We start from the raw sequence: 20,872 nt of genomic DNA on the forward strand, positions 1-20,872 counted from the left end.
CCGCGTGAGGCCGCCTCGCCCGCCTGGGTGGAAACCCCGAGCGATGAATCCCCGCGCGCCCAGAACTTCCTCCCGCGCGCTCTTGCTGGGCCCGAGCAACGGCTCCTGCGCCGCCAGCAGCCGCGTGACGACGTGACAGCCGTGGGAGACGTCCGCAGGGAGGGCGCTGTTGGGGGCGAGGCCCGGAGCGCTGCACGGACGCGGCAGGCAGTCCTCGACGCTACGGACGAGGTGAAGGGCTCCCTGACTCGCGTCGAAGCCGCGTTCACCCAACTGGCGGCCCGTCCGCCAGACCCCTGGGGCTGGAGCCTCACCGGCGTCTTTACTCGCTACCTCGACCAAGGCTCCAGGCAGGTGACGTGGCTTCGTGGCGCGCTTGGGAGCGCCACCGCGTTGACGGAAGCGGCCTCTGAAGTTGGCGACCCAGACATGGAACCGGGCCTCCTGCGCATGACCGGGCCGAAGCTCCAGGCAGCCTGGTTCGGGACCCTCCTGCTGGCCACCTGGATGGACTTCCTCCACCTCGCGGACGCCGTGCTTCGCAATTGTCCGATGTGCAGCGTCGAGAAGCTCTTCACCGACCTGCATCGCGTGCAGGGGCTGATGGAGCCCACGCTCACGGACCTCGCCTCACTGGACCCGGAGCGGGTGGAGGCGGCGACGACCGCGATGCCCGAGCTGATGGGGAAGCTGACCCGCGAGTTCGACATGCTCCAGCGAGAAACCCGCGCGACCATGAAGTTCGGCGGGCAGGTCATCGCGGCGATGCAGGCGGTGGAGATGGTCACGATGATTTCCACGATGAAGATGGCCCTGCCACGCGTGCCGCCCTCGGCCCCCGCGACGCTCGGCGTGGGCCTCGTGATGAGCTCGGGTGGCGTCATGGTGGGCTCGCGGATGGTGGTCTCCGCAGAGTGGGTGGAGATGATGCGAAGGCTCGTACAGGCAGGCGTCATCTCCGTTCCCGCCGTCAGCGCGGCCGTCCTCATTCAGGGCGGACAGGTCATGATGGCCCAGGCGCACCAGGACCTGCCCAGGGGCGTGCGCGAAGCGCTGGGGGACAGTCCGGAAGTGCGCGGCATGCAGGTGACGGGCAGAGCGGGGGCGGGCATGTCGGAGGCCCCGAAGCACCATGTGCTGCCGCAAGAGCACCGCGAGTGGTTCGAGCAGCGCGGCTTCAAGGGAGACATGGACATCGACCAGTTCTGCGTCCGGCTGGAGCAGGCCCACCATGAAGCGATTCACGGCGGGGGGAACTGGAAGCTGGGGCGCATGTGGCCCGGCGAGTGGAACCGGATGCTCATGGATGCGCTGCTCAAGGCCGAGGCGCGGGCCGGTCGGATGTTGACGCGGAACACGATCCTGCGGATCGTCGCGGGGTATTTGAAGGAGTACGACATCCCGATGAACTTCATTCCAGGGAGAGGACGATGACCGACGGACGATCCTGGAAGGGAAACTGGAAGGCCCGCCTATACGAGCGCGTCCGTGAGCGCGGCTACGACTCGCTGACCGCCTTTGCCGAAGCACGCCCTACCGCATCGCTGGTGGCACTGGCCAGGGAGCTTGGACGGGACGACATCGCCGGGGTGCAGGTATTCAGCGGGTTGGTGGCGGAGGCAGAGCGCGGCAAGCAGCTCACACGACTGGTGCGCGGACAGTTCGTGCGCGAACTGTATGCGTGTCTCCCTAATGGCTGGCCGTCCGTGCTGGATGACGACGCTCGACTGGAGGTTGCCATCGCGCTCGGCCATTGGTTTGCCCACACCCCAGAAACCCACAAGGAGCGCGTTGACCGGGCCGGCGACGCGCTCCTCGCCCATCCGCCACCGCCCGGCTGGCAACCGCTCGGTCCCGATGACGAACTGCTCCGCAGGCTCTTGCCTGACGAGGAGGCATCTGTGAATTGAAGGGCGGAACCAGGGCCCGCGCCGGAAATCAGCCCTGCTTCAGCGCCGCGCCAACGGCCTGTCCAAACGGCGCCGTGGGCCGGCCGATGAGGCGGCTCAGCGTGCGGCCCGTGTCATTCAGCTCCCCGCGCGCCAGCCCCGCGTCCGCGTCCGCCAGCGTCTCCGCGAAGGGCCTGGGCACGCCCACCCCCTGGAGCGCCGCGGAGAACTCCGCCACCGGCAGGTCCACGTACTTCACCGGCTTGCCGGACTGGCGCGATAGCTCCGCCACGTACTCCGGCAGCGTGAAGCTGGAATCCCCCGCCAGCTCGTACACCTGGTTCTCGTGGCCCGTGCCCGTCAGCACCGCCACCGCCGCGTCCGCGTACTCCTCACGCGTCGCCGTGGCCACCCGGCCCTCCTTCGCGCTGCCCTGCACCACGCCGTACTGGAGCGCCGGCGCGAGGTGCTCCGTGTAGTTCTCCACGTACCAGCCGTTGCGCAGGAACACGTACGGGAGGCCCGACGCGCGGATGGCCTCCTCCGTCGCCTTGTGCTCCGCCGCCAGTGACAGGCCGCTCGTGTCCGCGCGCAGGATGCTCGTGTACGCCAGCAGCTTCACGCCCGCCTTCTTCGCCGCCTCAATCACCACCGAGTGCTGCGGGAAGCGCTTGCCCACCTCGTTCGCGGAGATGAGCAGCACCGTGTCCCCCTTCCCGAACGCCCCGTTCACGGTCGCCGGCTGGTCGTAGTCCACCTTGCGCACCTGCACCCCGCGCGCGGCCCAGTCCTTCGCCTTGTCCGGATTGCGTACCGCGACCGCGACCTGGTTCGCGGGCACCTTCTTCAGCAAGCCCTCGACGACGAACCGGCCCAGCTTCCCCGTGGCTCCCGTGACAACGAACATGGCTTCGCCCTTTCCTTCCCGCGCCCCAGGCGCGAAATCGAACTGGGCTTACCGTAACGGGGGTACTCACTTTCCGTAAGTACGCACCTTGTGGTAAGTGTCCCGTCATGAAGGCAAGCAAGGGCAGTCCATTGCTGGAGAAGGTGAAGCAGCGCGGGGACCTGTACGCGGCGGCGTGCCCCTCGCGCGGCGTCCTGGAGCACGTCACCAGCCAGTGGGGCGTGCTGGTGCTCGTCGCGCTCAAGGAAGAGGGAACCCACCGCTTCAGCGAGCTGCGCCGCAAGGTGGGCGGAGTGAGTGAGAAGATGCTCGCCCAGACGCTCCAGGCGCTGGAGCAGGACGGCTTCGTGCACCGGGAGGCCCACCCCGTGATTCCCCCGCATGTGGACTACAGCCTCACGCCCCTGGGTGAAGAGGTGGCGGTCCACGTGGAGGCGCTGACCGGCTGGATTGAAGACAACCTGGCCCGGGTGATGACCGCCCGGACCAAGGCCCCGGCTCGCAAGAAGGCCTCCTGAGAGGCCCCGCGCCTCCCTGCCCGGGTGCCCTCCAGCGGGACGAACGGGAGCGCAGGAGACAGGCCCGCGTTAAGACTGCCCCCGTGCCCGCAGACACTCCGCTCCAGGTCCGCATTCTCGATGCCATCCGCGATGTCCCGGCCGCCCAATGGGATGCCCTGGTCGCCGACGGCGCGCCCCCCTTCGTGCGCCACGCGTGGCTGTCCGCCATGGAGGAGAGCGGCAGCGCCACCGAGGACACCGGCTGGGCCCCGCATCACCTGACGCTGTGGCGCGGCAAGAAGCTGGTCGCGGCCGCGCCCGCCTACCTCAAGTTCCACAGCATGGGCGAGTACATCTACGACTTCGGCTGGGCCAACGCCGCCGCCCAGCTGGGCGTGGAGTACTACCCGAAGCTGCTCGTGGGCGGCCCCCTGTCCCCCGCCACCGTGCCGCGCTTCCTCACCGCCCCGGGCGAGGACGCCCAGGCCCTGCGCCGCGCGCTCCTCCAGGCCGCCGTCGAGGCCGCCCAGGAGCAGGACTGCTCCGGCGTGCACGTGCTCTACCCCACGGACGAAGAGGCGGACTTCCTGGAGGAGGCCGGGCTCGCGCGCCGCATCACGCTCCAGTTCCATTGGAAGAACCCGGGCTACCAGCGCTACGACGACTACCTGGCCCGCTTCGACTCCAAGCGCCGCAACCAGCTCAAGCGCGAGCGCGGCGCCGCGGCCACGCAGGGCATCCAGCTGCGCACCGTGCGCGGGGCGGACCTGACCGAGGAGCACGCCCAGCGCGCGTACACCTTCTACACGTCCACCTGCGAGCGCCACGCCTGGGGCCAGGTGCAGCTCACCCCGGGCTTCTTCGAGCGCGTCTTCCGCGACCTGCCCCACGCGGTGGAGATGGTGGAGGCGGTGAAGGACGGGCGGGTCATCGCGGGGGCGTTCAACCTGGCCACGCCGGAGCGGCTCTACGGCCGCTACTGGGGCTGCACGGAAGAGCACCCCTTCCTGCACTTCAATGTCTGCCTGTATCACTCCGTGGACGACTGCATCCGCTCGGGGCGCAAGGTCTTCGAGCCCGGCGCGGGCGGCGAGCACAAGGTGTCGCGCGGCTTCGAGCCCACCGCCGTGCACAGCGCCCACCTGATTTTCGACAAGCGCCTGGACAAGGCCGTCCGGAGCTTCCTGCGCATGGAGCACCAACGGCTGGCCCCGGCCGTGGAAGAGGCGGAGCGCATCTGCGGCCTCAAGCCCTGGCCCCTCGCTGGCACCGGGGCCCCCGGGTCCACCGGAACCTGAAAACCTGACGTCTGTCCGCCAGCCCACCGGCCAGTGGGCGTCCCTGCTCGGTTCAAGTTGTGAAATCGGGGTGAACCTCTAGAGTCCGCCCCCATGAAAGTCCCGGAGACAGAGGAAGACTTCATCCAGTGGTACGAAGACTGCTGGGCGGACCGCGACGAGGTGGAATACCCGAAGCTGTTCGGTGCCATCCGCGAGGAGGTAGACCTCCTGGAGGGCACGGGCGTGCTGGAGGGGTGGCTGGAGAGCGAGCTGGCCCAGGGAACGGAGATGGATCCGAACTGGCTGCCCATGGGTGTGCGCGTGGCGCCTCCCAGTCCGGAGCACCCGTACTGGACCTACGTCACCAGCGGCCTGTCCAACCCCTTCACGGTGGGCCCCGGCGAGGACCTGGCGGACGACGCCCGCAGCGGCCTGGGCTACGAGATGGTCATCCACACGCCCGAGGAGGAGCGCTGGCCGGTGCTGCGCCTCCTGGACATGATGGCCTACAACCTCGTGTGCGCGCGGCTGTTCGCCATGGGCCACCGCTACCCGGTGGACGGCACGCTCACGGGCGGTGAGACGAAGCTCGCGGGCTTCGTGTTCGTGAAGGACGCCAACCGCCCCAGCCACTTCACCCTGCCCAGCGGCCAGGTGGAGCTGCTCACGCTGGTGGGCGTGACGAAGAACGAGATGGCCTTCGCGCGCTCCAACGGCATGGACAGCCTGCTGAAGCGGCTGGCCGACCCCGCGAACCCGAGCACCGCGTACATCACGCGGCCGGAGCGCGACGAGGTGAAGCTGTAGTCACACGGCCTGGCCGCCGCGCGCTCCGGTGCGCGGCGGCGAGGACTCCACCAGCGAGTGCAGCAGGCCCGGCTCGAAGGGCTTCTCGATGCGCGGCAGCGGCACGGCCTGGAGGAAGGCACGGGCGCGCTCCGTGAAGCTGCCGCCCGTCATGAACACGAAGCGCGACAGCAGCTCCGGCCGGCGCCGCGACAGCTCCGCGTGCACGTCCATGCCGGTGAGGTCCGCCATCATCAGGTCGCAGAAGACGCGGTCGAAGGCGTCGTCCTGCTCCAGGAGCGCCAGCGCCTCCCGGCCACTGTGCGCCACCACCACGTCGTGCTGACGGCCGAGGATGCGCCGGAGCACCGAGGTGAGCTGCGGCTCGTCATCCACCACCAGCACGCGCTTGCGCGCGGAGCCCTCTTCCGCGCGCACCGCGGGGACACCCGGGTGCGCGACCCGCTCCGCGATGGGCAGGCGCACCTGGAAGGTGCTGCCCAGGCCGGGGATGCTGGTGGCCGTCAGCTCGCCGTGCATGCTGCGCACGAGCCCCAGGCAGATGGACAACCCCAGGCCGCTGCCCTCCCCCACGGGACGCGTGGTGAAGAACGGCTCGAAGGCGCGCTGGAGCACCTCCGGCGTCATGCCCAGGCCGGTGTCGGACACCTCCGCCAGTACCCAGGCGCCCTCGCGGCGGGTGGTGAGCGTCACGCGGTGGCGGTCGAAGGCGCCCAGGGGGATGGCGTGCGCGGCGTTGATGAGCAGGTGGAGGAACACCTGGCCCAGGCGGGCCTCGTGCGCCAGCGCGGGCGGCACCTGGCCGTAGCTGCGCTCCACCTGGGCGCGGCTGCGCAGGTGGGTCATCGCCATGGAGACGCCGAACTCCAGCGCCGCGTGCACGTCCACGGGCCCCAGGCGCAGCTCATCCGCGCGGGCGAAGGTCTGCAGGTCGCGCACGATGACGCGGATCCGCTCCGCCCCCTCGCGCGCCTCACGCAGCGCCTCCAGCGCCTCGTTCAGCCCCTCCTGGACTCCGGAGGGAGCGTCGGGGCGGCGGGCGAGCGGCGTGAGCTGCTCCACGGCGAACTGGAGGTTGCCGGCGACATAGGACAGGGGGTTGTTGATTTCGTGGCCCACGCCCGCGGCCAGCTGGCCCGCCATGGCCAGCTTCTCTGACTGCACCAGCCGCTCGCGCGCGGCCATCAGCTCGTGCGTGCGGCGCTGGGCGAGCGCCTCCGCCTCCAGGCGGCCGGAGTGCTCGCGGGCGAGCAGCGCGTCGCGCTCCGCCTGCACGCGCTTCTTGTCGGTGACGTCGCGCGCGTAGGTGGAGAGGTTGCGGCCGCTGGACCAGGCGTGCACCTCGTGCCAGCGATCCCTCCCGGTGCGCACCTCGAAGAGGCGGTAGCTCTCCTCCGCGGCCACCTCGCGCAGCGCGCGCTCGAAGGGGGTGCCGCACAACTCCGGGCACGCGTCCCACAGCACGCGGCGGAAGAGGGTCTCCGGGGTGCGGCCGGTGAGCGCGGCGGCGTTGCGGTTCACGTAGGTGAGGCGCCAGTCCGTGTCCACGGTGAAGAAGGCGTCCGGCATGCTCTCCAGCACGTCGCGCACCCAGTCCAGCGTTTCACGCAGCCCCTCCTCCACCCGCTGGGCGCTGGTGATGTCACGCAGGCGCAGCAGCACCCCATCGCGCAGGGGCACCGCGGTGCCCTGCATCAACACGTCCCCTTCGGTGAAGTGGTCCGCGTGCGCCCGGCCGGACTCCACCACCTGGCGCAGCACGTCCATGCGGCCGGCGATGCCGTCCTTCGAGGACACCTCGCCCAGACGCCGGCCGCGCAGCAGCTCCGGCCCCCGGCCCAGCGCGCGCGCGGCGGCGGGGTTCGCCCACAGCCACTCGAAGTCCAGGATGGCGCCCCCCGGCGAGCGCACGGCGCGTAGCACCATGCACGCCTCGGGGTGTTCGCGCTCGGCCTCCTCCAGCGCGGCCAGGAGCGAATCCGGAAGCGGAAGGGCCACGGTCGTATCGGTCGCGGACAACTTCCGCCTCCTCGCGGCCCCGGCACTGCCCACCCCCGGGGGCCCGCATGTCGCCACGAATCGCACGGCGGCTCAAGCCAGCCCCCATCTTCGTACCTTTCTTAACTTTCCTGCATTACAGATAAGTGAGAGTGAAAGCCGGAAGGGCTCCCCACCGGACCGGGACGTCGGCCACACTCGCCCGCCCATGCGCCCGACCCTCATCACCCACGTCTCCTTCGAAGCGCTGCACCTGCCCCTGACGGAGCCGTTCGCCATCGCGACCGGCGCGCAGCACGCGGCGGAGAACGTGCTCGTGCGCGTCACGCTCGCGGACGGCACGGTAGGACTGGGAGAGGCAGCGCCCTTCACCGCCGTGAGTGGTGAAACGCAAGGCAGCACGCTCGCCGCGCTGGAGCCGGTGCGCGGGCTGCTCGTGGGGCGTGACGTCCAGGCGTGGCGGCCGGCATCGGAGGCCCTGGGAGACGCGCTCGCGCTGGCGCCGTCCGCGAGGTGTGGCGTGGAGATGGCGCTGCTGGACGCGCTCACGCGGCACCACCGCATCCCGCTGCATGCCTTCTTCGGGGGTGCGGGGACGGCGCTGGACATCGACATGACGGTCACCGCCGGGGACGTGGCGCACGCGGTGGCGTCCACGCGGGCCATCCTGGGGCGCGGCATCGACACGTTGAAGGTGAAGGTCGGCGCGTTGGATCCGGACGCGGACGCGGCGCGGCTCGTGGCCATCCACCAGGAGGCTCCGAAGGCGCGGCTCTTCGCGGACGCGAACGGGGGCTACGACGTGGCGGAGGCGCTGGCGTTCCTCAAGGAACTGGAGCGCGCGGAGGTGCCGCTGGCGCTGTTCGAACAGCCGGTGCCGCCGTCTGACTTCGCGGGGCTCGCGGAGGTGACGCGCCGCTCGAAGGTGCCGGTGTGCGCGGACGAGTCAGCGCGCTCGGTGAAGGACGTGCTGCGGCTCATCCGTGAGAACGCGTGCCACGGCATCAACATCAAGACGATGAAGTGCGGGATGGTGGAGGCGGTGACGATGTGGAGCCTGGCCCGTGCGGCGGGGCTGGAGCTGATGGTGGGCGGCATGGTGGAGAGCGTGCTCGCGATGAGCGCGTCCGCGCACCTGGCGGCGGGCCTGGGCGGCTTCACGTACGCGGACCTGGACACGCCGCTCTTCATCGCGAGCCACCCGTTCCAGGGCGGCTGCTCCTACGCGGGAGCGCGGCTGACACTGGACCCGGACGCGCCGGGGCACGGCGTCACGCTGCGCTGACGCTTCAGCCCTTCCGCGTGCCCCTCCCGGGAGGACTTCACGATTCTTCACAGGGCCGCGTCCCAGAGGGAGGGAAAGGCATTCTGGGGCGGCGAGGGGTGGCGAACGGAGCGGGGGCGGTTAGGGATGAGGGGCCCATGTTGGATGCGCCCTCGTCATCGCCCAGGCTCGCGCTCGTGTCGGAGGACCCGCTGGCCCGGGGTGCGCTCGCACGGGCGCTGAGCGACCAGGCGGAAGCCTGGACGGTGGTGGCCGCGGGCACGCAGGTGGAGCTGGAGGCGGCGCGGGGCGAGCCGCCGGATGTGGTGCTCTGGGACACGGGCCTGCATCTGGAAGAACGCGCGGCGCCGGACCTGGGCGCTCCGGTGCTGGCACTGGTGGCGGACGAGGCGGCGGGAGAATTGGCGCTGGGCGCGGGCGCGAAGGGCCTGCTCTTCCGAGACGTGGCGCCCGGGATGCTGGGGGCCGCGCTGCACGCGGTCGCGCGAGGCCTCACTGTGTTCGAACCAGGCCTGGCCCAGGTGCGCGCCGCGCCCCGGAGCACGTCGCCGTCGGGAGCGCCGGGCCCGGACACGCTGACGCCGCGCGAGCGCGAGGTGCTGGGGCTCTTGGCGGAGGGCCTGTCGAACAAGGCCATCGCGGACCGGCTCGCCATCAGCGAACACACCGCCAAGTTCCACGTGAACGCGGTGCTGGCCAAGCTGGGCGTGCAGCGCCGCACGGAAGCCGTGGTGCGCGCCGCGCGGATGGGGCTGGTGACGCTCTAATCGTCGACGCGCAGCTCACGCAGGTGCTCGACCACCCAGAGGTACACCGGCTCCACGTCCTTGTACTGGTTGTTGGAGATGGCCATCACCAGCGCCTCTGCTTCATCGATCGTCGCGTCCACCTCAAGCCCCATGCAGGCCAGGGCCTCGCACATGGCGAGCCAGGAGATGCGCTTGTTCCCATCCACGAAGACCTGCTTCGTCGCGATGTAGAAGAGCAGGTAGACCGCGAACAGCAGCCCCGGGACCGCTTCCGGCGGGGCGCCGTACTCCTCCGCGGTCCAGGCCGCTCCCAGGGTCGCTCCGGGACCCAGGGCGTCGCGGACGCCCATCCGTCCGCCATGCGCGGCGATGCCCTTGGCCTGCAACTCCTGGAGCCGGGTCAGGCCGCAGAACCGGTCATACGGCTGCGCGTCGCTCATTGCGCCAACCTCCGCAGCAGCTCACTCCACTTCTTCAGGGCGTGTGCGTCACGCGCCTCGGCGCTGGGAACCGGCACGTCGGCGCCCTCCTGGCGGATCCAGATGAGCCGGGGGGTGGGCCCCATGACGACCATGGCGGTGATGGCCTGGTCACCCTCCCGCAGGCGCGAAGCCGTCCGCACCTGCTCCGCCGTGGCGGTCACCGTGAGGCTTCCGCCCTCCCGGAGCGCGATGCAGAGCTCCGGCGTATCCGACACGACGGTGCCATGAACCACTTCCACGTGAGGCAGCACCATGGGCACCTCCACGAGCGTCAGTTGCTCGAACTCAATGGCATCCTCTCATGGCACGACAAGGGCGCTCAGGTGCGTCCATTCGTCGGCCAGGGCCGCCTTCAGCCAGTCATCCTGCAGCGACGGCAGAGGCCATGCGTCCACCTGGAGCGAGGAAGTCGCCTGGAACACAGCCCGTGCCTGTTCGAGGTCCCGAGTCACCTGAGCGAGCTTCTCCGGGTCGTCCATCAACTCCGCGCCCTGCCGCATCTGGCTGAGCCCCACCAGGCGGTCCACCAACGCAGAACCCGCGGCGATGCGCTCGCCCAGGGTGAACACCGCCTGGCCCAGTCGGCTCCGCTCCCCGGCGGAGAGCCGGTCCTTCGTCGCCGCCACCCGCTTCTTCAGGGTCAGCGTTGCGTCCAGGGGCATCGCCGCCACGGCGGCCTGAAAGAGGCGGGCGGACCGTGGAGTGATGCCCGCGGCGCCCAGGCGTCGTTTCGCGGCGGCTCCCATCTGCGCCAGCGTCAGGCTCCGATAGTTCGGGAGGGCCGCGATCCGCTCCAGCGCCTGGATGTCCTCACGCGTAAGAGGCGCATCCTTCGCCTCCCCCAGCAGAAGGAGCAGCGGTCCCTCGGAGGCGCTTGCTCCGGTGTTGAGCGGTTCGAGCTTGCGCCGCAGCGACTTGCGCGCCTTGAGGCGCATGTCGTTCAACGCGGTGTCGTCGGAACCAGGCCGGAAGTATTCATGGGCAGCGAGCAACAGGTCGGGGGCCTCAAGCGCGGAAAGGTGGCCCGTGAGCCACTGTTGCTGCGCATCCGAGGCGTTGTCCGCCAACGCGGCGGTGAAGCGGGCCTCCACGGACTGCGTCCGTTCCCACACGGTGTCGATGAAGGACTCCCGGTCGGGAAGGGGCTGCGGAAACCGCTCGGCGTCCCTGAGATCCGGATGTCCCACGCGTCTCCACGCCTGAACCAGGGCCTCCCGCCAGTTCGGTGCCGGCGTCTCGCGGCGCTGTTCGACAAGCGCCGCGAGCACCGCGACCTCTGGCTGCGCAGGGGCCACCTCGCGAAGCCGGGTCACCGTCCCAGCGGCTTCGTCCACGGCCCCCAGTTCCAGCAGCACGCACGTCTGGACCTTCAGCGCTCCCGAATGCCGGGGAGCCTCCTCCAGCACCCCAGCAAGCTCCGTGCGGGCCAACGCCAACTCGCCCGCCCAGAGATGGGTCACGGCCTGCTCGACCTGTGCGTCGTTGCCTTTCCGGGAGGCTTCCGTCACCCCGGCCGTACGGTGACAGGCTGCTCCAGTCAGCAAGAGGCCTAGCGACAGCAGGAACCGGCGTCGACGCAGGAGCATGGCCGCACTACGCCTTCTTCTTCCGGGTCCTGGACGGAGACTTCCGCGCGCTCGGAGCACTTGCTGTCCCCACACGGGCAAGGCCCACCTGGCTGCTGCCCGCGGACCACCGCCGGCCTTCGCGCGACTCCCAATCCCGCACCGCCCGGGCCACGAGCGGAGCCTTGTCCTCCAGGTAGTCCAGCGTCACGCGCCGCCGCTCGTACTCCTCGAGCCACTGCCTCCGGTACCGGACCACGCGCTCATCGTGGTCCAGTCCCAGGAGGCGCAACGTTTCAGCGGCCCGCGCTCGCAGCCGAGGCGGACAGCGCTCCGTGACCTGGAGTTGGAGCGATGGCAGGAGGAGCGCGAACCAACCGTCCTCGATCTCGAATGGATCCAGCAAGCGCACCGAGACCAGCGCCTGCTTCCGGCTGTTGAGCCATCCAGCGGAGTACCGGAAGTTGGTCCATTCGTAGGCAAGCCGCCGATCCTCATCGAGGGAGATGAAGTGATCGACGGTCCCTGGCGCGCCCAGATACATCGCGGTATAGGCACAGCGCTCGAAGAAGGCCTTCGCGAGCTGCGCATTGCAACGCCGCCAGTACGCAGGCGGACGACCGGGGACCTTCGAATTGCGGCGCAGCCACGCGCGCCCGGGCACCCTCACCTTCGAGTCGAAGTCCTCAGGCTCTCTTCCTGGAACGCACCGGAGCACGGCCGCCTCCTCCATCCCGAGCGACGACCCACCGGGGCCAGAACGGATCCTGCTCCGGGAGCAGGCGGCGCAGCTCGGCGTCGAGTTCCTTCAAGGTCCCCACGCCCTCGCGCTCCCCTCGCATGTAGGCCTCGGCGGCCTCCACCGCGCGCTCAGCCTCCAGGGCACGCGCTTGCGCCAACCCCATGACAGGAGACGTGAGCCAGTCGTTCGCATCTCCCTGCTTCGCCCAGGGAAGATGCCGCAAGTGCACCTGTCCCTTTTCCAGCTGGAACAGGAAGAGGGCATCCTGCTCGTCGTCGAAGAACGGCTCCAGCGAGGCCAGCACCAACGGGGAGTGGGTCGTCAGGAAGGTCTGGACGGAGGTCTCGGGCGCGAGCCCGTCGATGACCTGGATGAGCGACCCCACGATGCGACGCTGCCAGAGCGGATGAAGGTGGGTCTCCACCTCGTCCACCAGCAGGATGAACCGGGGATCCGGAGCCTGCCCGAGGAACTCGGAGGCCTGGAGGTGTTCATGCCATGCCCAGACGACGAGATAGGCCAGGCCCAGGATGCGCCGCATTCCCGCGGAGGCGTGCACCACCGGGATGGTGCCGTACGGCATGTCGAGGGTCGGGTAGTTCTGGACGTCTTCCACGGCCAACCGCATCGGCCTACCCGGGCGGATCGGTTCATCCCTGGGAGAGAGCTGCTCCAACGCGCGCTTCAGCATCTGGAACGGTGAGTGCGCGGAGCCATCGTCCTGCAACTGCCAGGTCAACCAGTCCCGGACGAGCCCGTTACAGACCGTCTTCCCCTCGTACTTCAGCCCCTCCCACAGGTCCTGGGGCGAGAAGTGGAAGGCATCCGGCCTGCGAGGCACATCCGGATCCGCGCGCGACGTCTTGTGCCAGTAGTTCCGCGCCGGGTCCCAGACGGAGAAGCTTCCATCGACACGGGCGTAGACGGTCAGCCCCGGCATGCTGGGGCGCCCTTCGGGCCAGGGCCACAGCTGCCGCCCCGCATCGAAGTCGCTGCGCTTGTTCGAGGCCCGCCGCGACTTGCCCGTCAGGGTCCACTCCATCCGGCGACGCCGGGCACCCCGGTGCGGCCAGGCAGGAAACCCGGGCCACGTCCCCGTCAGGCTCCACCACGCCACGTCGAGCAGGAAGCTCTTGCCCAGCCCGTTGTCGCCCGTGAGGACGTTCAACCGGGGCGCGAACTCGACGTCCAGGCGAGGCGCGGGGCCGACCCCCTGAAGGTGAAGCGCTCGGAGCATGCGCCGACACTTAGCGCATCCCGTCCACACCGCCCACTTTCGGAAGCCTGGATGGAGGGGGAACACCCGCCAGCTCACACACGCCCCCGCGCTCCGGCTGCTACACTCGTGCCCTCCATGGCCAACCAGGATTGGGTCTCGCGCCTGCTCACCGGGCGTGCGTCGGCGGACAAGGGCCTCAGTGTCCACCTCTCCGAACGCGACGGCGGCAGCCTCCACGACAAGATGCGGCAGGCGTATTGGTGGATCACCAACAACGCCGTCATCTGCCCCTACTACGACATCGAGTTCGGCGGCACCGCCGCGCTCAAGAACACCGCCGGTGACGAGGTCCACCTCCCGGAGGACATGAGCTACAGCTCCTTCGTCCTCATCCCGCTGCTCACCCTCTTCACCTGCCGCCGCGCCCTGCTCGTGGGCGGCCCGGGCCGTGGCAAGACGACGTCCGCCATCCTCATGGCCCTGCTCTCCGGCATGGGCCGCGAGGACGTGCACCGGGGCATCCAGCGCGGCCACCCGCAGCTGTCCATCGCGGACCTGCTCGGCGCGCCCCTGCCCTCGGACATGCTCAAGGCGGAGGACCTGTCCGCCGTGAAGGTCAGCTGGCGCAAGTGGATTGGCCAGCGCGTGAAGATCATCGACGAGTACAACCGCATCCCCACCAAGACCCAGTCCGCCCTGCTGTCGCTCCTGGGCGAGGGCTACGCGGAGATGATGGACCAGTACGTCTACACCGGCCGCTCGTCCTGGTTCCTCACCGCCAACGACGACCAGGGCGGCGGCACCTTCCAGGTCATCGAAGCGCTCAAGGACCGCCTGGACGTCGTCGTGCGCGCCGTGCCCTTCAACTCCGGCTTCGTGGACACGCTGCTCCAGCGCATCGAGTCCGACAAGTCCCCGGAGGAGCTGCTCCCCAAGGACATCGTCTTCACGCCTGGCGAACTGGAGAAGGCCTACAACGCCATCCTCACCGTGGAGGTGCCCAAGGGCGCCCTGGAGCGCGTGGCCTTCTTCCTGGGCCAGCTGGACTTCTGCCGCATGGCGTCCCCGCGCTTCGAGTTCAAGCACAAGGACACGCTGAAGCTGGCCGGGCAGACCGTGTCCGCCGTGTGCAACGAACAGTGCCCCTTGGACAAGAAGGTGCACCTCTGCACGCAGACGGAGAACGGCACCAGCGTGCGCGCGTACCAGACCATCCTCCACTTCGCGAAGGCGCTCGCGTTCTTCCGGGGCCACCGCGTGGTGGAGCTGGAGGACTTCCGGCAGATCATCCCCTGGGTGCTGCACGAGAAGCTCACCCCCAACGCGCGCAGCCCCTTCTTCGAAGCGAAGGGCAACAAGATGCTGCTCCAGGACCGCGTGGCGTGGATCCGCAACATGTTCGACATGGCCATGGCCCGCTACGGCACGCACGCGCCCGTGCGCCAGAAGGTCGCCGCCCTGCGCGCGGAGCTGGACCTGGGCCTGTCCGGCGTGGACCTGCGCACCACGGAGAAGCGCCTGACCTCCGTCACCGCGCTGATGAATGACTTGATGACCCGCCAGGAATTGTCCGGTCCGGTGTACGAGGACCTCATCCACTTGAAGTCCCTCTACAGCCGCTACCGCAACTACGCGACGTGGCTGAAGGAGAACCCGGGCGGTCAGGGGCAGCAGACATGAGTGAATTCGTCGACGACCTGGAGAAGGAAGCCCGCGGCCGGTTCGTGCGCTGGGACCGCGCGCTGTGGAGCGCGTTCCTCAACGGCCCGGTGGTCCACTTGGGCCGGGGGCTCGAAAGCGGTGACGCCGCGGCCGGAGAGGAGCTCCTGCGCAACTACCTGCGCCTGGGCGCGGAGGGCATCGGCCTGGGCTACATGTATCCGGGGTCCGCCGGGCGGCAGAACTTCTTCACGCTCGCGTGGTCGGACCTGCTGCCGCGCCTGTTGCCGGAGCTGAAGCAGGACGAGCAGGCCCCGGCGCTCGCGCGCATGTGGAACCTCAGTGAGAACCTGGAGTCCGCGCCGCCCTGGGTGCAGCGGCTGTTCTGCCGCCTGGGCGCGAACCTGTCCTCGCTGAAGGACCTGGAGGGCCACCTGCACACCATCGCCAACGAGGCCATGGAGCCGCCCTCCCAGACGCTGGACGACACGTCCACCGCGCAGTGGGTGGACCTGTCCCAGGAGGACTCGCGCTTCATGCCCGGGGAGATGCACTTCCTGGCGCCCGCCGTCGTCTGCGTGCACGACCGGCACCGCGCCACCGCCGCCGGCGGACGCGACGCGGCCACGCAGGGCGTGTGGCTGGTGAAGAAGCCCATGCTGCTGGGGCCCATGGGCTGCAACGAGCGGCTGGAGCCCTCCACGGGCAAGCCCTCCAAGGCGCTCACCTCCCTGGCGCAGCGCGACCCTCGCGCGGGGGACTGGTACAGCACCCAGCACAACGAATGGCGCGCGGTGGCCACGATGCACACGTCCCAGTGGCTGGCGGTCATCCTGCCGGCATGAGCGCGGGCGCGGCCTTCACGCCGGAGGAGGTGGAGCGGTGCTGGCGTGACGCGCTGGCGCTGTGGGACGTGCACGTGCACCTGAGCCCACCGGAACCGCACCAGCCCTTCCGGCCCGGAGAGACCGCGCCGGATGAACCGCTCGCGTACATCGACATGGTGCGCCGGCAGGTGTTCGTCCACTTCGACCTGCTGGTCCGCATGGGCGCGCGCGACAGCCTCACCGCCGTGCTGGCCCATGAGATTGGCCACCACGTGCGCTTCCCGCACACGCTGGGCTGGGACGCGGAGCTGCGCGTGGTGGAGCAGCGGCTCATCCCAGGCCTGGGCCAGTCCCTCACCAACCTGTTCTTCGACCTCCAGGTGAACGAGTTCGTGGGGCGCACCCACGCGGACGCGCTGTGCGGGGTGTACCAGGGCTTCCTGCGCACCTCCGACGGGCGCAAGAAGAACCAGAAGAAGCCCAGGAAGGACGAGGACGCGGGCGGCGGGACGTCACCGCTGTTCTGCTTCTACCTGGCCATCTACGAGGAGCTGTGGCGCAAGGCACCCGGGCACCTGGTGCCCCCGTCCATGCTGCCGAAGCTGGAGGAGGCCTACCCGGGCTTCCGCGCGCAGGCGCGCATGTTCGTGCAGACGTTCTACGCGCTGCCCGACGGGCGGCTGCAATTCCTCTACTTCTGCGCCGCGTTCATCCGCTTCATCGACCTGCCCTCCGAAGTCAGCTTCTGCATCCCCATGGGCGGCGACATCGGCATCCCGGACGAAGGCGACCTGGACGCGGCGGTGCAGTCCGGCGGCCGGTGGGAGGACGCGCTGAACGAGGCCCGCGCGAACGGCTGGCTGGACGACTCGCACGACACCAAGGAGTCGGAGCCGCTGGACACCATCCGCCGCGCGACGGCGCACCTGCCCGGCAACGACGGCGGCAGGCTGCGGCGCGCGCTGGTGGGGCGGTACTACCGGCGGCTCGTGGACCAGTACATCCTCAAGCTGCCCGCTTCACCCGCGAAGCCGGAGCCCTACCTGCGCACGATTCCGGAGGCGTGGGAGTACGGCGACGACCCGACCACCATCGACTGGACGCTCACGGTGATTTCGCAGGGTCCGCTGGCCGCCGTGAACCCGCTGCGCCGCGAGCTGGAGGCGGACCTGCCGCCTCCGTCGGACCTGGGCGTGCCCGCGCTGGAGATCTACCTGGACACCAGCGGCTCCATGCCCAACCCGGAGCAGCAGCTCAACGCGATGACGCTGGCCGCGCAGGTGCTGTCCGCCTCCGCGCTGCGCAAGGGCGCCACCGTGCGCGGCATCATCTACTCCGCGGACAACCCCATCGTGTCCCCGTGGATGTACGACGAGGAGACGGCGCGCGACTTCTTCCTGCACTACATCGGAGGGGGGACGTGGTTCCCGGTGGAGGTGATGGACGCGCTGTCCCAGCAGCGGCCGGACGCGCTGCGCGTCGTCATCTCCGACAGCGACTTCCTGTACAACATGCGGCAGGAGGGCGCGCTGCCGCGGTTTGCCCGCGCCATGGAGCGCTCGCGCCGGGTGGTGGCCTTCCTCGCGCTGCCGGATGAAGTGTCCGCCCGGCAGGTGTTGGCGCCGGTGCTGGGCCACGCGCGCTTCCGGCTCGCGACCGTGCAATGGATGTCTGACTTTGGCCGTGCCGCCGCGGCACTGGCCGATGCCCTGTTGGAGAAATGATGGCGGTCTCGATTCCCCACCTCCGTGAGCAGCTGGCGGCCACGCCCATCGTGTCGCCGTATCCGCACGACCTGGCGGTGGCCATCGTCTGCGACACCTTCCGTCAGGCCAGCCAGCGTCCCCCCTCGCAGGCCGAGTGGGCGAAGCTGGAGCAGCGCGTGAAGAACCCGCTGTTCCGCGAGCAGGTGGGCATGCTCGCGCACGTGCTGGTGTCCTCCGACCTGCGCAAGAAGACGGTGCTCTACCTCACCCCGGACCGCACCCCGCAGGCGCGCCTCCAGCAGTTCTTCGAGGAGGTGCATCCGCTCACCGCGGAGATGGTGCGCTCCAACGCCTTCCGTCAGGAGGAGTTCCTGCGCAAGTGGCTGGCGGCCCTGGGCGCGGACATCGAGGGCGAGACGGAGGCCGAGTCCAAGCGCCACCTCAAGGACCTGGACTACCGGCAGGCCGTGACGGACCTGCGCAAGGTGGAGGATGCGCGCAAGAAGGAGGCGGACCGGCGCAAGGAGCTGCTCCAGGAGGCAGCGCGCAAGGACGCCGAGGCCCGGGGCTGGCGCGAGTGACGCTCGGGGTCGCGCCCAGGGCGCGCATCCGCCGAGACAGCCATACGCAGCGCCCGCACCTGCCGTGGGCGCTGGACGTGGCGGCGGGGCTCGCACGCGGCGCGGCCACGGTGGACGAAGCCGCTGCCCGCGCGGAACTGGAAGCGCGCCTGCCGGCCTTCCGTGACGCGCTCCTGGGTTCGCCCTACTACGTCCGCGTGCTGCGCGAGTCCGGCCTGCACCCGGGCGACCTGCGCCGGCTGGGGGACCTGCGGCACTTCCCCGCGCTGGACCGCACGACGCTCGCGCGCCACTGGGAGGACGTGCCCACCCTGCCCGCCGCGTCCGACGAGTGCGTGGTGGTGAAGAGCTCCGGCACCACCGGGGACCCGGTGAACGTGCTGCGCGACCGGCGCGACTGCCTGCTCATGTGGGCCGTGCTGCGCTTCTTCACCGAGCGCTCCGGCACCCTGCCGCCACCAAGGCCGCGCGTGGTGTTGCTGGACGCGCTGCCGGGCGGGCTGGAGTACTCCGTGCGCCTGCCCCTGTTCCACGACGGCGCCCTGCACCGTGTCTCCGTGCTGCGCGACGACGCGGTGGCGCGCTTGCAGCGGGTGAAGGCCTCCGTCGTCTTCTCGGATCCGGAAGGACTGCGCTGGCTGCTCGCGCACCCGGAGGTGCCCTCTCCCCGGCTGGTGCTCACCTCCGCGCAGCACCTGCCGCACGCGCTGCGTGACGCCTGGAGACAGGAGCGCGGCGTGCCGGTCCTCAACTACTACGCCGCCACGGAGACGGGGCCGCTCGCGTGGGAGTGCCTGGAGGACGCGAACCGGGGCCGCTTCCACGTGCTCACGCCGGACGTCTGGCTGGAGCCGGACGGGGACGAGGTGGTGGTGACGCGGCTGCGCCCCAGCGTGCTGCCGCTGCTGCGCTACCGGCCCGGAGACACCGGCACCGTGCGGCGCGACGCGTGCACCTGCGGCTTCCACGGCTGGACGCTGACGGGCTTCGGGGGACGCGGGGCCTGCGCGTTCCTCACGCCTTCTGGACGCACGGTGGACGCGTGGTCCCTGGCGTGGGTGTTCAAGCACCATCCGCTGCGCACGTTCCGGCTGACGCAGGTGACGCGCGAGCGCTTCACACTGGAGCTCTCCGGCGCACCTCCAGACAGCGTGGCGCCCTTGTGCGAACGGCTCACCGCGGCGCTGCGCAACCTGGGCTGGGCAACACCCGTGGTGCAAGTGCTTGAGGCGGAAGGATTGGCATCGGTCGCCAAGCCGCTCCCCTTTCGTTGCGAGCTGGCGCCTCCTGGGTGAGCCGGGCCTTCGCCTGGCCGTCTGCCCTGGATTCCCGCGCCTCGCGTGAAGACTCTCCCAAGGAAGCGTACCCCGTACGGAGGACACATGGAGACTCGGAAGCTGGGCAGGCAGGGCCTCACCGTTTCCGCCCTGGGCCTGGGCTGCATGGGCATGTCGGACTTCTACGCGGGCCGCGACGACGCGGAGTCGGAAGCCACGCTGCTCCATGCCCTGGACAAGGGCATCACCTTCTTCGACACGGCGGACGCCTACGGCCCCGGCCGCAACGAGGAGCTGGTGGGCCGCGTACTGGGCCCCCACCGTCAGAAGATCGTCCTGGCCACGAAGTTCGGCCTCGTGCGTGACCCGGCCAACCCGCAGGCGCGCGGCGTCAACGGCCGGCCGGACTACGTGAAGCAGGCGTGCGACGCGAGCCTCAAGCGCCTGGGAATGGACGTCATCGACCTGTACTACCTGCACCGCGTGGATCCGAAGACGCCCATCGAGGACACCGTGGGCGCGATGGCGGAGCTGGTGAAGGCCGGCAAGGTGCGCTTCCTGGGGCTGTCGGAGGTGAACCCGGAGACGCTGCGCCGCGCGTGCGCCGTGCACCCCATCACCGCGCTCCAGTCGGAGTACTCGCTGTGGAGCCGCGACCCGGAGGACGGCGTCCTCCAGACCTGCCGCGAGCTGGGCGTGGGCTTCGTCCCCTACAGCCCCCTGGGCCGCGGCTTCCTCACCGGCCAGTTCAAGCGCTTCGAGGACCTGCCGGAGGACGACTACCGCCGCCACTCGCCCCGCTTCCAGGGGGAGAACTTCCAGCGCAACCTCAAGCTGGTGGAGCACATCGACCGGCTCGCGACGCGCAAGGGGTGCACGCCCGCGCAGCTCGCGCTCGCCTGGGTGCTGTCACGGGGCGAGGACCTGGTCCCCATCCCCGGCACCAAGCGCCGCAAGTACCTGGACGACAACCTGGGCGCGCTGGGCGTGACGCTCACGCCAGAGGACCTGGCGGACATCGAAGCCATCGCGCCGCCGGGCGTGGCCGCGGGCGAGCGATACCCCACCGCCATGCAGGGGCTTCTCCAAACCCATCCACGGAAGGAAGCACGCTGACGGCCGGCCCCCGGCCTGTCCGCCCTGCGCATCCATGACCGTGCCTGCTCCGTCCGTCCCGCCGCATCCGCCGCCGCCGCCCTCCTCTCCGCTTCCGCACACGCCGGGGGCCCCCGAGAAGGAGGAGCGCTCCATGCTGCTGAGCTACGGGCTCGCGGTGGCGGGGGTCGGGGTGGCGCTCGCCGCCCAGCATCTGCTGTGGCCCTACATGTCCAGCGCCCCGTTCCTGGCCTTCTTCGCCGCCGTCGTGTTCGCGGGCTGGCGGGGAGGCTGGGGGCCGGGG

20 protein-coding genes are annotated in these 20,872 nt (G+C 70.1%); 13 read left to right on the forward strand and 7 right to left on the reverse strand.

All coding sequences use genetic code 11. The features are described 5' to 3' along the window. The first annotated feature begins 429 nt into the window (after positions 1-429). Together D7W81_RS08685 and D7W81_RS08690 are read left to right on the forward strand one after the other, a co-directional pair. Entirely contained in the window at positions 430-1,434 is a 1,005-nt protein-coding gene (locus tag D7W81_RS08685) for a DUF2380 domain-containing protein (RefSeq protein ID WP_306440877.1), read from the forward strand. Continuing rightward, a complete protein-coding gene (locus D7W81_RS08690) occupies positions 1,431-1,910 on the forward strand; it encodes an NUDIX hydrolase (RefSeq protein WP_120554864.1) in 480 nt (159 codons plus the stop codon). Before D7W81_RS08685 ends, D7W81_RS08690 begins: the two co-directional genes overlap by 4 nt. Before the next feature lie 28 nt (positions 1,911-1,938). Here the strand turns inward: D7W81_RS08690 and D7W81_RS08695 are convergent, their stop codons facing one another. Beyond that, positions 1,939-2,796: an SDR family oxidoreductase gene (locus tag D7W81_RS08695; protein ID WP_120554865.1), complete on the reverse strand. Its 858-nt coding sequence runs from the start codon at positions 2,794-2,796 to the stop codon at positions 1,939-1,941. Positions 2,797-2,903: 107 nt separating this feature from the next. Between D7W81_RS08695 and D7W81_RS08700 the strand changes: the two genes are divergently transcribed. From D7W81_RS08700 to D7W81_RS08710, 3 genes are all read left to right on the forward strand, one after another. Continuing rightward, positions 2,904-3,314, forward strand: a complete 411-nt coding sequence (locus D7W81_RS08700; protein ID WP_120554866.1) for a winged helix-turn-helix transcriptional regulator — start codon at positions 2,904-2,906, stop codon at positions 3,312-3,314. An 83-nt stretch (positions 3,315-3,397) separates the two neighbouring features. Further along, complete coding sequence (locus tag D7W81_RS08705) at positions 3,398-4,594, forward strand: GNAT family N-acetyltransferase (protein WP_120554867.1); 1,197 nt, start codon at positions 3,398-3,400, stop codon at positions 4,592-4,594. A 93-nt stretch (positions 4,595-4,687) separates the two neighbouring features. Next, positions 4,688-5,383 (forward strand): suppressor of fused domain protein, encoded by a 696-nt coding sequence (locus tag D7W81_RS08710; protein ID WP_120554868.1) that lies wholly within the window; start codon positions 4,688-4,690, stop codon positions 5,381-5,383. On the opposite strand, the gene D7W81_RS08715 is transcribed toward D7W81_RS08710, so the two are convergent. After that, a complete protein-coding gene (locus D7W81_RS08715) occupies positions 5,384-7,402 on the reverse strand; it encodes a PAS domain-containing protein (RefSeq protein ID WP_120554869.1) in 2,019 nt (672 codons plus the stop codon). 187 nt (positions 7,403-7,589) lie between these two features. On the opposite strand from D7W81_RS08715, the gene D7W81_RS08720 reads away from it, so the two are divergent. Continuing rightward, a complete protein-coding gene (locus tag D7W81_RS08720; protein WP_120554870.1) occupies positions 7,590-8,666 on the forward strand; it encodes a dipeptide epimerase in 1,077 nt (358 codons plus the stop codon). Between the two features lie 137 nt (positions 8,667-8,803). Continuing rightward, a complete protein-coding gene (locus D7W81_RS08725; RefSeq protein ID WP_120554871.1) occupies positions 8,804-9,433 on the forward strand; it encodes a response regulator transcription factor in 630 nt (209 codons plus the stop codon). Here the strand turns inward: D7W81_RS08725 and D7W81_RS08730 are convergent. From D7W81_RS08730 to D7W81_RS08750, 5 genes are all read right to left on the reverse strand, one after another. After that, a complete protein-coding gene (locus D7W81_RS08730) occupies positions 9,430-9,855 on the reverse strand; it encodes a type II toxin-antitoxin system death-on-curing family toxin (RefSeq protein ID WP_120554872.1) in 426 nt (141 codons plus the stop codon). The two genes, D7W81_RS08725 and D7W81_RS08730, sit on opposite strands and share 4 nt — an antisense overlap. Next, complete coding sequence (locus D7W81_RS08735) at positions 9,852-10,151, reverse strand: hypothetical protein (protein WP_147445388.1); 300 nt, start codon at positions 10,149-10,151, stop codon at positions 9,852-9,854. The genes D7W81_RS08730 and D7W81_RS08735 overlap by 4 nt, the downstream gene beginning before the upstream one ends. A gap of 45 nt (positions 10,152-10,196) precedes the next feature. Continuing rightward, positions 10,197-11,357, reverse strand: coding sequence for a hypothetical protein (locus tag D7W81_RS08740; RefSeq protein ID WP_147445389.1), 1,161 nt, complete (start codon positions 11,355-11,357; stop codon positions 10,197-10,199). 133 nt (positions 11,358-11,490) lie between these two features. Next, complete coding sequence (locus D7W81_RS08745) at positions 11,491-12,132, reverse strand: hypothetical protein (RefSeq protein ID WP_208721219.1); 642 nt, start codon at positions 12,130-12,132, stop codon at positions 11,491-11,493. Positions 12,133-12,148: 16 nt separating this feature from the next. After that, on the reverse strand, positions 12,149-13,441 hold the full coding sequence (locus D7W81_RS08750) for an AAA family ATPase (RefSeq protein WP_120554875.1): 1,293 nt from the start codon (positions 13,439-13,441) through the stop codon (positions 12,149-12,151). 117 nt (positions 13,442-13,558) lie between these two features. Between D7W81_RS08750 and D7W81_RS08755 the strand changes: the two genes are divergently transcribed. The 6 genes from D7W81_RS08755 (at position 13,559) to D7W81_RS08780 (ending at position 20,589) form a co-directional block, all read left to right on the forward strand. Continuing rightward, complete coding sequence (locus tag D7W81_RS08755) at positions 13,559-15,103, forward strand: MoxR family ATPase (protein WP_120554882.1); 1,545 nt, start codon at positions 13,559-13,561, stop codon at positions 15,101-15,103. Continuing rightward, entirely contained in the window at positions 15,100-15,927 is an 828-nt protein-coding gene (locus tag D7W81_RS08760; protein WP_208721221.1) for a hypothetical protein, read from the forward strand. Before D7W81_RS08755 ends, D7W81_RS08760 begins: the two co-directional genes overlap by 4 nt. After that, positions 15,924-17,633 carry a M48 family metalloprotease gene (locus D7W81_RS08765; RefSeq protein WP_120554877.1) on the forward strand — a complete coding sequence of 570 codons (1,710 nt, stop codon included), beginning with the start codon at positions 15,924-15,926 and terminating at the stop codon, positions 17,631-17,633. Before D7W81_RS08760 ends, D7W81_RS08765 begins: the two co-directional genes overlap by 4 nt. After that, the gene (locus D7W81_RS08770; RefSeq protein ID WP_120554878.1) at positions 17,633-18,196 is read left to right on the forward strand and encodes a hypothetical protein; all 564 of its coding nucleotides are present in this window, start codon (positions 17,633-17,635) and stop codon (positions 18,194-18,196) included. Before D7W81_RS08765 ends, D7W81_RS08770 begins: the two co-directional genes overlap by 1 nt. After that, entirely contained in the window at positions 18,193-19,491 is a 1,299-nt protein-coding gene (locus D7W81_RS08775) for an AMP-binding protein (protein WP_120554879.1), read from the forward strand. The genes D7W81_RS08770 and D7W81_RS08775 overlap by 4 nt, the downstream gene beginning before the upstream one ends. 87 nt (positions 19,492-19,578) lie before the next feature. After that, positions 19,579-20,589 (forward strand): aldo/keto reductase, encoded by a 1,011-nt coding sequence (locus tag D7W81_RS08780; protein ID WP_120554880.1) that lies wholly within the window; start codon positions 19,579-19,581, stop codon positions 20,587-20,589. The last annotated feature ends 283 nt before the right edge of the window (positions 20,590-20,872 follow it).

Source organism: Corallococcus aberystwythensis (assembly GCF_003612165.1).
Classification (GTDB): Bacteria; Myxococcota; Myxococcia; order Myxococcales; family Myxococcaceae; genus Corallococcus; species Corallococcus aberystwythensis.

Coding starts and splice junctions, on each gene's coding strand:
- D7W81_RS08685 (WP_306440877.1), top strand. CDS start 430: ATGGAACCGGGCCTCCTGCGCATGACCGGGCCGAAGCTCCAGGCAGCC.
- D7W81_RS08690 (WP_120554864.1), top strand. CDS start 1,431: ATGACCGACGGACGATCCTGGAAGGGAAACTGGAAGGCCCGCCTATAC.
- D7W81_RS08695 (WP_120554865.1), bottom strand. CDS start 2,796: ATGTTCGTTGTCACGGGAGCCACGGGGAAGCTGGGCCGGTTCGTCGTC.
- D7W81_RS08700 (WP_120554866.1), top strand. CDS start 2,904: ATGAAGGCAAGCAAGGGCAGTCCATTGCTGGAGAAGGTGAAGCAGCGC.
- D7W81_RS08710 (WP_120554868.1), top strand. CDS start 4,688: ATGAAAGTCCCGGAGACAGAGGAAGACTTCATCCAGTGGTACGAAGAC.
- D7W81_RS08720 (WP_120554870.1), top strand. CDS start 7,590: ATGCGCCCGACCCTCATCACCCACGTCTCCTTCGAAGCGCTGCACCTG.
- D7W81_RS08725 (WP_120554871.1), top strand. CDS start 8,804: ATGTTGGATGCGCCCTCGTCATCGCCCAGGCTCGCGCTCGTGTCGGAG.
- D7W81_RS08730 (WP_120554872.1), bottom strand. CDS start 9,855: ATGAGCGACGCGCAGCCGTATGACCGGTTCTGCGGCCTGACCCGGCTC.
- D7W81_RS08735 (WP_147445388.1), bottom strand. CDS start 10,151: ATGGTGCTGCCTCACGTGGAAGTGGTTCATGGCACCGTCGTGTCGGAT.
- D7W81_RS08750 (WP_120554875.1), bottom strand. CDS start 13,441: ATGCTCCGAGCGCTTCACCTTCAGGGGGTCGGCCCCGCGCCTCGCCTG.
- D7W81_RS08755 (WP_120554882.1), top strand. CDS start 13,559: ATGGCCAACCAGGATTGGGTCTCGCGCCTGCTCACCGGGCGTGCGTCG.
- D7W81_RS08760 (WP_208721221.1), top strand. CDS start 15,100: ATGAGTGAATTCGTCGACGACCTGGAGAAGGAAGCCCGCGGCCGGTTC.
- D7W81_RS08765 (WP_120554877.1), top strand. CDS start 15,924: ATGAGCGCGGGCGCGGCCTTCACGCCGGAGGAGGTGGAGCGGTGCTGG.
- D7W81_RS08770 (WP_120554878.1), top strand. CDS start 17,633: ATGGCGGTCTCGATTCCCCACCTCCGTGAGCAGCTGGCGGCCACGCCC.
- D7W81_RS08780 (WP_120554880.1), top strand. CDS start 19,579: ATGGAGACTCGGAAGCTGGGCAGGCAGGGCCTCACCGTTTCCGCCCTG.